This is a genomic window from Promicromonospora iranensis (genome assembly GCF_028994805.1).
Taxonomy (GTDB): domain Bacteria; phylum Actinomycetota; class Actinomycetes; order Actinomycetales; family Cellulomonadaceae; genus Promicromonospora; species Promicromonospora iranensis.
The window spans coordinates 290,576-300,722 of sequence record NZ_JAJQQP010000009.1 but is presented as its reverse complement, the minus strand read 5'-3'; the positions used below and the strand labels follow the sequence as shown (position 1 = coordinate 300,722).

Annotated in this window: 8 protein-coding genes and 1 pseudogene; 4 read left to right on the top strand and 5 right to left on the bottom strand. The window is 73.3% G+C overall.

Annotated elements, in window-relative coordinates:
• Positions 1-68 precede the first annotated feature (68 nt).
• Both LUM46_RS26705 and LUM46_RS17275 read left to right on the top strand, forming a co-directional pair.
• A pseudogene (locus LUM46_RS26705) lies at positions 69-305 on the top strand (DUF222 domain-containing protein); the annotation flags it as partial.
• A gap of 258 nt (positions 306-563) precedes the next feature.
• Entirely contained in the window at positions 564-1,151 is a 588-nt protein-coding gene (locus LUM46_RS17275) for an HNH endonuclease signature motif containing protein (protein WP_274995457.1), read from the top strand.
• Positions 1,152-1,312: 161 nt separating this feature from the next.
• On the opposite strand, the gene LUM46_RS17270 is transcribed toward LUM46_RS17275, so the two are convergent.
• The 5 genes from LUM46_RS17270 to LUM46_RS17250 form a co-directional block, all read right to left on the bottom strand.
• Positions 1,313-2,554: an MFS transporter gene (locus tag LUM46_RS17270; protein ID WP_274995456.1), complete on the bottom strand. Its 1,242-nt coding sequence runs from the start codon at positions 2,552-2,554 to the stop codon at positions 1,313-1,315.
• A gap of 104 nt (positions 2,555-2,658) precedes the next feature.
• Complete coding sequence (gene lgt / locus LUM46_RS17265; RefSeq protein ID WP_274995455.1) at positions 2,659-3,705, bottom strand: prolipoprotein diacylglyceryl transferase; 1,047 nt, start codon at positions 3,703-3,705, stop codon at positions 2,659-2,661.
• A gap of 144 nt (positions 3,706-3,849) precedes the next feature.
• Positions 3,850-5,397 carry a ribosome biogenesis GTPase Der gene (gene der, locus LUM46_RS17260; protein WP_274995454.1) on the bottom strand — a complete coding sequence of 516 codons (1,548 nt, stop codon included), beginning with the start codon at positions 5,395-5,397 and terminating at the stop codon, positions 3,850-3,852.
• Positions 5,398-5,489: 92 nt separating this feature from the next.
• Entirely contained in the window at positions 5,490-6,176 is a 687-nt protein-coding gene (locus LUM46_RS17255; RefSeq protein ID WP_310243136.1) for a response regulator, read from the bottom strand.
• Positions 6,161-7,414 carry a sensor histidine kinase gene (locus LUM46_RS17250; protein WP_274995453.1) on the bottom strand — a complete coding sequence of 418 codons (1,254 nt, stop codon included), beginning with the start codon at positions 7,412-7,414 and terminating at the stop codon, positions 6,161-6,163. The genes LUM46_RS17255 and LUM46_RS17250 overlap by 16 nt, the downstream gene beginning before the upstream one ends.
• Positions 7,415-7,521: 107 nt before the next feature.
• Here LUM46_RS17250 and LUM46_RS17245 point away from each other — a divergent pair, with 107 nt between their 5' ends.
• On the top strand, positions 7,522-8,265 hold the full coding sequence (locus LUM46_RS17245) for an ABC transporter ATP-binding protein (RefSeq protein WP_274995452.1): 744 nt from the start codon (positions 7,522-7,524) through the stop codon (positions 8,263-8,265).
• A complete protein-coding gene (locus tag LUM46_RS17240; RefSeq protein ID WP_274995450.1) occupies positions 8,262-10,136 on the top strand; it encodes an FtsX-like permease family protein in 1,875 nt (624 codons plus the stop codon). The genes LUM46_RS17245 and LUM46_RS17240 overlap by 4 nt, the downstream gene beginning before the upstream one ends.
• Positions 10,137-10,147 lie beyond the last annotated feature (11 nt).

The following is a 10,147-nucleotide window of genomic DNA, read 5'->3' as shown; positions in this document are numbered from 1 at the left end:
GACGTTTGACCCCGATCGAGTACGAAGCCACCATGACCACTCAGGTCGCACTCGCCGCCTGAGAAACCCTGTCACCTATCCGTGCAGCAGTCCCGACCGACGAACACGGCCTCCTGGTCACCGCAGCGATCAACGCGATCATCGGCGCCCCCGCAGCGGAAGACACCCGTACGTCGACACAACGCCGGGCACAGGGTCTGGCGGACGTCGCCCGGGTGGTGTTGGACACGAACCAGGCGTCTCCTGGTGCGGCGATCCCACCGCACCTGAACGTGACGGTGTCGTGGACCGAGCTGGTCGCCCAGGCCACCCGTACCCGCGAAGGCTTGTGCCTGACCTGCGGACGAACCGCACCAGGCCGCACAACACCAAGCCGCGCACCAGGCCGCGCGACCGGCGCAGAAGCACCGGGCGCAAGCACAGGTGCAGGTGCAGGTGCAGGTGCACCGGGCGCGAGTACGGGTCTGGCTCCGACGAACGCAGACCCGCCAGCCGCAGGCCCAGCACCTGGAGGCCCAGCAGTTGAAGGCCCAGCAGTTGAAGGCCCAGCAGCTGGAGGCCCAGTGGGCGCCCTGACGGTGTCCGGGCTGCTGTCCGGTGGTGGCCCCGTGTTCACCGAGACCGGCGGCCGCGCCCCACGAGCACTGCTGCGCCGTCTGGCCTGCGACAGTGCGGTCACTCGGGTCGTGTTCGGCCCCGACGGCGCCGTCCTGGACGTCGGCCGCGCACAACGCACCGTCACCGGACAGATGCGTCGAGCCGTGATCGCCAGAGACCAGCACTGCGTCTTCCCCGGATGTGACCAGCCACCATCACGGTGCGAAGTGCACCACGCGGTCACTCACTGGGCCCACGGCGGGGACACGTCTGTGTCCAACAGTGCGTTGTTGTGCTGGTACCACCACCAGCTCGTCGACACCCGAGGCATCACCATGCACTGGACCGGCAAACCCCTGACCGACACCACCACCCGCAGCACCATCACCGGCAGCACCGCCACGGGCAACGCCACCGGCGGCACCGTCCCTGGCGCAACAGTCCCGGGCGCCCTGGTGGAGACCGGGTGGGCCTTCACCGACGCCCGCGGGCACCGCATCACCCTGCCCGACGCCCTCGAAGCCCCACCCCAACCCGAAACCGAAGCCGCCTGACCCGCAGGCCCGGTCGACAGCCCGACATACAACTGTCCACGATGCCGTGAGACAGAACCGTCCACGATGTCCTGAGACATCAGGATTGCAGGACCACGTAGCTGCAGGACCACACGGCGGCACCGCCGCGATGAACGACCCAGCTTGATCGCCTTCGAGCGCTAGCGCCGGGTCCCGCCCGGGAGCGCCGTGCGGGAGGAGAACGCCACCACAGTCAGGCACAACGCGACGGCGGCCGCTCCGAAGCCGAACATCTCGCCGTACGACCAGGTGTCCCGCAGCCAGGCCAGCACCATCGGGACGAAGAACCCGAGGTAGGTCAGCGAGTAGAACACCGCGGTCAGCCCCGCGAGCTGCCCCGGCCCCGCGATGCGCGCGACCTCGCTCAGCCCGGCCACGAGCGCCAGCCCGTAGCCCGTCCCGAGCACCACGGCGGCCACCACGCCCACGGGCAGCGAGAGGACGGAGGACGCCCAGGCGGCCAGCACCATCCCGGCGCCGACGATCGTCAGAGCAACGATGGACGCTCGCGCCGACGACGGCGTGTCGATCCGACGGGCCACCACCTGGATGCCGATGCCGCAGCCGAGCGCGAGGATGGCCATGACCCCAGCGAAGGCGATGGGGTAGCCACCGACACGGTCGGTGAGCAGGCTCGGCAGCACCGCGAACGCGCAGCCGGCGCAGCCGAACACCCAGGGCGCGAGCGGCACGACGACGCGCAGGAAGCGCGGGTGCCGGACGGCGGTGATCCGCAGGTCGTCGAGCAGCGGCGCCCGCTCACCCCGCGGGAGACGCTGCCGGGTCTCGGGGACGCGGAACAGCACCAGGCCGGCGACCAGGGAGCCGGCGGCGTGCAGCACGTAGGCGAGGAGCGTGGGCCAGGGCGCGAACTGCGCGAGCATGGCGGCGACGCCCGCTCCTGAGAGGAACCCCGCGGTCAAGGAGAGCGACCCGCGCCGCGGCCCGGCGGCCCGGTCACCGGTGGCCGCGCTGAGCTCGGTGAGCCAGGTGGAGCCCACCGCCATGGCCAGCCCGAGCGCGACGCCGCAGAGCAGGCGGCCGATCGCGAGCACCACGGGGCTGGCCGGGTCCAGCGCGAGCACGAGCGAACCGAGCGCCGAGACCGGCGCCGCGGGCAGCAGCAGCGGGCGGCGGCCGAACCGGTCGGACAGCGGCCCGCCCAGCAGCAGCGCGGGGACGAGACCGAACACGTAGACGGCGAGCAGCGCGTCGACGGTGACGGGGCCCATGTCGCCCTGCTCGCGGTACAACACCAGCAGCGGCGTGAACTCGTTGCCGCCCCAGGCCACGGCCAGCAGGACGGCGGCGACCGGCCACCAGGTCCGCCGTCCCACAGGGAGCGTGGAGGCAGAGGTGCCCCCAGGGCGCGAACGCGGCATGACCTCATCCTCCGTATCCGGCGCCCGGAGGAACAACCCGTGGGACTGTGAGCGTGCGCACAGGCAGGTCACAGCCCCACGGGCGACAGACGGAAGAGCGACGGCTACTTGCTGTCGGAGGAACCGTTCGCGTCGGTGCCCTCGGCGGCGGCCTCGGACGGCGGGGCACTCACCGGGTCCGCGTCGGCGTCCTTGGCGTCCTTCGCGTCAGCCTCGGCTGTCTCCTCGGACACGGCCTCGGTGTCCTCGTCCTCCGGCTCCCGCCCGGGCTGGTACACCGACGGCTCGGGCTCCGGGTGTCGCCGCCCCTGCACCACGACGATCACGATGCCCAGCAGGATCGCGACCCCCGACGTCCAGATGTTCGCCGGGACGCCCAGCGGCGCGTCGCTCGTCGGGTCGATGCGGATGGCCTCGAGCCAGCTGCGGCCGAGCCCGTACCAGATCAGGTAGAGGCCGAACATGCGGCCCCAGCGCAGTCCGGCACCGGGCGTGCCGCCGTCGGCCAGCAGTGCCTCGTTCCGGCGGACGACCCGCCGCTCGATGGTGAGCAGCAGCGCGATGCCGATGAGGTTCCAGATCATCTCGTACAGGAACAACGGGTGGAACAGCGTGCCCGGGTCCGCCCCGTCGGGGAACATCGGGGCGTCGGGCCGGATCTCCAGGCCCCAGGGCAGCGTGGTCGGCAGGCCGAACAGCTCCTGGTTCACGTAGTTGCCCAGCCGGCCGATCGCCTGCGCGGCGAGCAGACCGGGTGCCAGGGCATCGGCGAACGACCAGAACCGCAGACCCGTCAGCCGGCAGCCGATCCAGACGCCGACGGCACCACCGAGCAGCGACCCGAACAGGGCGTTGCCGCCCTCCCAGATCCGGATCCAGGCCCACGGGTCGACCCCGGGGCCGGTGAAGTCTCCGAGGTGGGTGAGGACGTGGTAGATCCGGGCGCCGACGATGCCGATCGGCACCGCCCACATCGCGATGTCGAGGGCGAGCCCGGGGGCGGCTCCGCGTGCGCGGAGGCGCCGGTCCGTGATGTACGCGGCGGCGGCGATGCCGGCCAGCAGACACAGGGCGTAGGTATGGATGGTGAGCGGACCCAGGTGGATCTGGGACCACACCGGGTCAGGGCTGGGGATACTGGCCGGAAGCACGACCCGAAGGTACCGCGACTGACCCACATCGTGGGTATCGAGCTCGGCGCGCGCAAAAAACTCCGCCCCTACCCAGCGATCCGGCCCAGAGGTCGCGTGACTTCTGGGCCGGATCGCTGGGTTGCGGCGGAGGCTCCGCGGAGCTCAGCGCTTGCGCTTCTCCCGGACGCGCACCGAGATCTCGATCGGCGTGCCCTCGAAGCCGAACGTCTCCCGCAGGCGGCGCTCGATGAAGCGGCGGTAGCCGGCCTCGATGAACCCGGTGGCGAAGATGACGAACCGCGGCGGCCGGGTGGAGGCCTGCGTGGCGAAGAGGATGCGTGACTGCTTGCCACCGCGCAGCGGGTGCGGGTGCGCGGCCACGAGCTCGCCGAGGAACGCGTTGAGCCTGCCCGTCGGGACACGACGGTCCCAGGAGGCGAGCGAGCGCTCGATCGCCGGGACCAGCCGCTCGCTGTGCCAGCCGGTGCGTGCCGACAGGTTGACGCGCGGCGCCCACGCGATCTGCACCAGCTCCTTCTCGATCTCGCGCTCGAGGAAGGGACGGCGGTCCTCGTCCATGAGGTCCCACTTGTTGTACGCGATGACGAGCGCACGGCCGGCGTCCACGACCTGCTGGATCACGCGGATGTCCTGCTCGGTCAACGGCTGCGACGCGTCCACCAGGACCACGCCGATCTCCGCCTTGTCGATGGCGGCCGCGGTGCGCAGCGAGGCGTAGAAGTCGGCGCCCTTGGTCTGGTGCACCCGACGGCGGATGCCGGCCGTGTCCACGAACCAGTACGGGATGCCGCGCAGCTCGATGAGCTCGTCGACCGGGTCGCGCGTGGTGCCGGCGACCTCGTCGACCACCACCCGCTCGGAGCCGGCGATCTTGTTCAGCAGCGACGACTTGCCGACGTTCGGCCGCCCGACGAGCGCCACGCGGCGCGGGCCGGCGGGCCGCAGGGTGCCGTGCTCCGACGTCGTCGGCAGCGCCTTGACGGCGGCGTCGAGCAGGTCGCCCGTGCCACGGCCGTGCAGGGCGGAGACGGCGTGCGGCTCCCCCAGGCCCAGGGCCCAGAGATAGGCGGCGTCCGCCTCGCCCGAGGCGCCGTCCACCTTGTTGGCGCACAGCACCACGGGCTTGCCGGAGCGGCGCAGCAGCTCGACGACGCGCTCGTCGGTGGCGGTGGCGCCCACGGTGGCGTCGACCACGAACACCACGGCGTCGGCCAGGGAGATCGCGACCTCTGCCTGCTCCGCCACCTTGGACTCGATGCCGGCGACGTCGACCTCCCAGCCGCCCGTGTCGACGAGCATGAACCGACGGCCCGCCCACTCGGCCGGGTAGGAGACGCGGTCGCGCGTCACGCCGGGCTTGTCGGCGACGACCGCCTCGCGGCGGCCCAGGATGCGGTTGACCAGGGTCGACTTGCCGACGTTCGGGCGCCCGACGACGGCCAGCACCGGCAGCGCGTGCTCGGCCTCAGCCTGCTCGTCATCCCACTCGGAGTGGAGCAGCGCCTGGTCCGACTCGTCGAGCTCGAACTCCTCGAGGCCGACGCGCAGCGCACGCTCGCGCGCGATGTCGTCCTCGGACTCGGCGAGATCGAGGTCGGGTGCGGCCGGGGCGGCAGCGTCCAGGGCAGCATCATCTCGGGCCGTCGCGTCCAGCGCAGCAGCCTCCGATGCAGAGGGGTCGTGGGTCATACCCTCATTGTCGCAGGCCTGACGCGCTCCGGCCGCCTCGCGGCCATATGACCTGTGTCGCTCCGCGGCCAGGACATCCGACGCTCCGGGTCTCAGCCGTCGCGCAGATAGGCGAGCACGGCCGAGACGCGCCGGTCCGACATCGGGTCGAGCGGCAGCTTGGCGAAGATGCTGCCGACGTGCTTGCGCACCGCCGCCTCGGAGACGAACAACGCGACGGCGATCGAGCCGTTGGTCCGGCCCTCGGCCATGAGGGCCAGGACCTCACGCTCGCGCTCGGTCAGGGAGGCGAGCGGGCCGTCGTCGTGCCGCCGGCCGAGAAGGCGGCGCACCACCTGCGGGTCGATGACCGTCTCCCCCGCGGCGACCCGGGCCAGGCTGTCCAGGAACTCGCGCACATGCCCCACGCGGTCCTTGAGGAGATAGCCGATCCCGCCGCCCGGCGTGGAGTCGAGGAGCTCGGCGACGTACGCGTCGGCGACGTAGGCGGACAGCACCAGCACGGCCAGGTCAGGATGCCGGCGCCGCAGCTCGGCGGCGGCCCGCAAGCCCTCGTCGGTGTGGGTGGGCGGCATCCGGATGTCGGTGATGACGACGTCCAGCGAGGTGTGCCCGGCGTAGGCGAGCAGTGCCTCGGCGTCCTCGACCGCGGCGACCACCTCGTGGCCCGCACGTTCGAGGATCGCCCGCAGCCCCTCGCGAAGCAGGGCGGCGTCCTCGGCGAGCACGATCCTCAGCGGCACGACGCTCAGGGAACCGGGGCTCAGGGAACCGGGCACGTCGCCCTCACCTCCGTCGGGCCGCCGGCGGGGCTCGTCACAGCGAACTCGCCGTCGAGCGCCTCGACACGCAGGGCGAGCCCGGCCAGCCCACCACCGGATCGCACGTTCGCCCCGCCGACGCCGTCGTCCAGCACCGTCAGCACGAGGCGGCCGCCGGCGACCCGGCCGTGCACCCGCACGGACCGGGCCCGGGCGTGCCGGACGACGTTCGTCAGCGCCTCGCTCACCACGAAGTACGCCGCCGCCTCGAGGGGGCCAGGCAGGCGCCCGGGCAGGCTGACGTCCACGGTGACGGGAACCTCGGCCGCGTCGGCCACCTCGTGCACGGCTGCCTCGACACCGTGGTCCACCAGGACTCGCGGGTGGATGCCGCGCACCGTGCTGCGCAGCTCCTCCAGCGCCGTCTCGGCCTGGCCTTGTGCCTCACGGACCAGGTCCAGGCCCGCGCCCTCCGGGATCTCCAGCTCGGCCCGCCCGAGGGTCATCGTCAGGGCCACGAGGCGCTGCTGGGCGCCGTCGTGCAGGTCGCGCTCGATGCGCCGGCGTTCGGTCTCGAAGGCGTCGACCAGGCCGACCCGCGAGCGCCGCAGCTCGGCGAGGGCCTCCGCGAGGCGGGCGTGCGGCGGATCGAGGAGCAGGCGGGTGAGGCTCGCCTGGGCGGCCGCGAGCAGGGTGACCCCGTGGAGGCCGGCCGCGAGGAGCAGCAGACCAGGGCCGACGGCGAGCCATGCCTCGGTCGCCGTGTCGATCTGCAAGGGGCCCATGTCGATGGGTGCACCGGCCCGGACCAGCACCGGGGCGGCGAGCAGGACGCCGGGAAAGGTGACGAGCAGGTTGAGCGCGACGACGTCGACGACCCAGAGCACGACGGTGAGCAGGACGGTGTAGCCGACCTCCGGCCAGGCGACCGGCATGCTGCGCAGCGCCCGGAGCCTCGTCCGCCACGGCACGCTGTCGGACGGCGGCCGACGACCCAGCAGGAGCTGCATCCGGCTCCGCTCGACGGCGGCGACCACCGAGGCGATCAGCGGGAGGCCGGCGAGCAGGAGCACCCCGACCACGAGCACGGCGGTCAGCAGGCCGACGCCCACCGTCAGGACGAGCACCGCCGCGGCACCCAGCGCCACGGGCACGGTGCTGACCAGGTACGCCAGCGCACGCCACGGCCAGGCCGAGGCCAGGAAGCGCCAGCGGCGCCCGCGGAGGGCGGTCCAGACGTCGGGAGGGGTGGTCACAGGACGACAGTAGGCGGCGCGGGGCACCGCGCGGAGTAGCGCGCGCGCTACCCCGGTGTGGCGTGCGGGCCCGGGTGCTGCGCCGGTCCGGACGGTTCGCTCGGGACATGACCACCACCAGCACCGCTCCTGCCGCGGCCGTCGTCCTCGACGGCATCACGCGCACCTACCGGTCCCGGTCGGGGAACGTGGATGCCCTGCGGGGCGTCACCCATGTGTTCCCCGCCGGGACGTTCACCGCCGTCATGGGCCCGTCCGGCTCGGGCAAGTCCACGCTCATGCAGATCGCCGCGGGCCTGGACCGGCCGACCACGGGCGGCGTGACGATCGCGGGCATTGCGCTGAAGAGCCTGGACAAGACCCGGCTGACGAAGCTGCGCCGCGCCACGATGAGCTTCGTGTTCCAGCAGTACAACCTGCTGGACGCGCTGACGGCCTTCGACAACGTCGCCCTCCCCGTCCGGCTCGCCGGGCGGCGGGCCGATCGCGCCGCGGTCCTCGAAGCCCTGGACCGGGTGGGGCTGCGCGACCTGGAGCGGCGCCGCCCGCCCGAGATGTCGGGCGGCCAGCAGCAGCGCGTGGCCATCGCCCGCGCGCTGCACGCCCGCCCCGCCGTGCTGTTCGCGGACGAGCCGACCGGCGCCCTGGACCGGGCAACGGGTCGTGACGTGCTCACGCTGCTGCGGGCACTGGCGGACCACGGCCAGACCGTCGTCATGGTCACGCACGACCCGCTCGCCGCGTCCTACGCCGATACGGTGCTGTTCCTCGCGGACGGCCTCGTGGTGGGGCAGATGCGACGCGGTGACGCCACGCAGATCGCGGCCCGGATGACGGAGCTGGAACGATGATCGCGGCGCACAGCCTCAAGACGTTCCGCGACTCGTGGCGGGCGTACGCCGGCGCGGTGGTGGCCCTGGCCGGCGGCACCGGCCTCATCGGTGTGGCCGTGAACCTGCTGGGGTCGCTCGGTACGACGTCCGGACAGGCGGGGGTCCCTGCCCAGGTCCGCGCGCAGCTGGACGACCTGGGCTCGCTCTTCGGGTTCGTGGCGAGCATCTCGCTGTTCATGGCGCTGTTCGTGGTGTCGAGCACGTTCGCGTTCGTCGTGGCGACCCGTCGCAGGGAGCTCGGGCTGCTCCGCCTGATCGGCGCCACGCCCCGGCAGGTGCGGCAGCTCCTGCTCGGCGAGGCCGCGGTGGTGGCCGTCCTCGGCTCGACGTTCGGCATGGTCCTCGCGACGGCGGTCACCCCGCTCATGTTCGGCGTGCTCGACCTGACCGGCATGACCCCGGTCCCCCTGACCGCGCCCGCGCCGGGCACCGCCTGGGCGATCGCCGCGCCCCTCGGGGCCGGCGTGGCGCTGACGGGCGCGTGGCGAGCCGGCGGACGGGCCGGCCGCACCCAGCCCGCCGAGGCGTTCCGCGCGGCGGTGCTGGAGCGGCGGCGGCCGGGTGTGCTCCAGGCGCTCGGCGCCGTCGCCGCCCTTGCCGCACTGGTCTCCGCGGTCGCCCTCGCACCCCGGATGGACCTGCTCTTCGCGTTGCTGGCGGGGATGCTCCTGCCGATCGTCGCCGTCGTGGGGATCAACGGCGTGGGCGGGCTGGTCTACCCCGCCCTCGCCGGGCTGGTCGGCCGGGTCGCGGACCGCGACCCCGCGGCGCGCCTCGCCCGCGACCATGCCCGCGCGTCGGTGCGCATGACGACGGCGGTGGCGGCACCCGTCGTGGCGATCTCTGCCCTGGCCGGGTCCCTGCTGCTGACCATGAGCTTCGGGACCGACGGGACCGAGGGGGCCGACCGGGCCGCGCTGACCGCACCGCTCGTGGCCGAGGTGGCGGGCGACACGCACAGCATCGCCACGGCTCCCGGTGTCGCGACGGCTGATGTCCGGCGTACCGTCGAGGCCCGCCTGGGCAGGGGCACCGTCGAGGCCGAGGTGGTCGACGTCGCCGCCTCGGCCTCGACCCGGAGCCTCCGGGCGGTGCGCGGTTCGCTCGACGGCCTGCGCGGTGCGGGGGTCGCGGTGACCGAGTCCTACGTGTCCGACCTCGGCGGGCGGGTGGGAGACGTCCGGACGCTGCAGGTCGGGGACGTCAGGACGAAGGTCACCATCACCGCCATCGTGCCCGACGCCCCGAACCTGTGGGCCGACGTCCTCGTGCCGCACGACCTGCCCGGCGTCGCAGCCGCCGCGCGTCCCGTCGGCACCGTGTTCGTCGTCCCCGGCGACGTGACCGGCGACGGCGAAGACGTCGCCGCGGTGGCCGCCACGCTCCGCGAGGCGGGCGCCGACGTCGCGACGGCCGAGGAATGGATCCGCAGGAAGGCCGACGTCGCCCGGGAGATGAACGACTTCGTGCTGCTGGTCATGCTCGGGCCCGCCGGCGTCTACGCGGCGATCGCCGCGGTCAACGCCGTCCTCATTGGCTCCTCGCAGCGCCGCCACCAGCTCCGCACGGCCCGCCTGCTGGGCGCGACCCCCGCGCAGGTGCGCCGCGCCGCCGTCTGGGAGACGTGCTTCACCGGCGCCGCGGCCCTGCTGGTGGGCGGCGCGGTCACCGGATTCGTCGGCTGGTTCATCCGTCAGGCGGTGATGCGCGACGTGCCCGCCGCACCGCTGACCATCCCCTGGCTACCGCTCGCCGGGATGGTCGCGGCCTGCGTCCTCGTGGTGCTCGCGGCCGGCGTGGCGGGGGCCCGCGCCGCTACCCGGGAGTAGTGCCCCGGTGG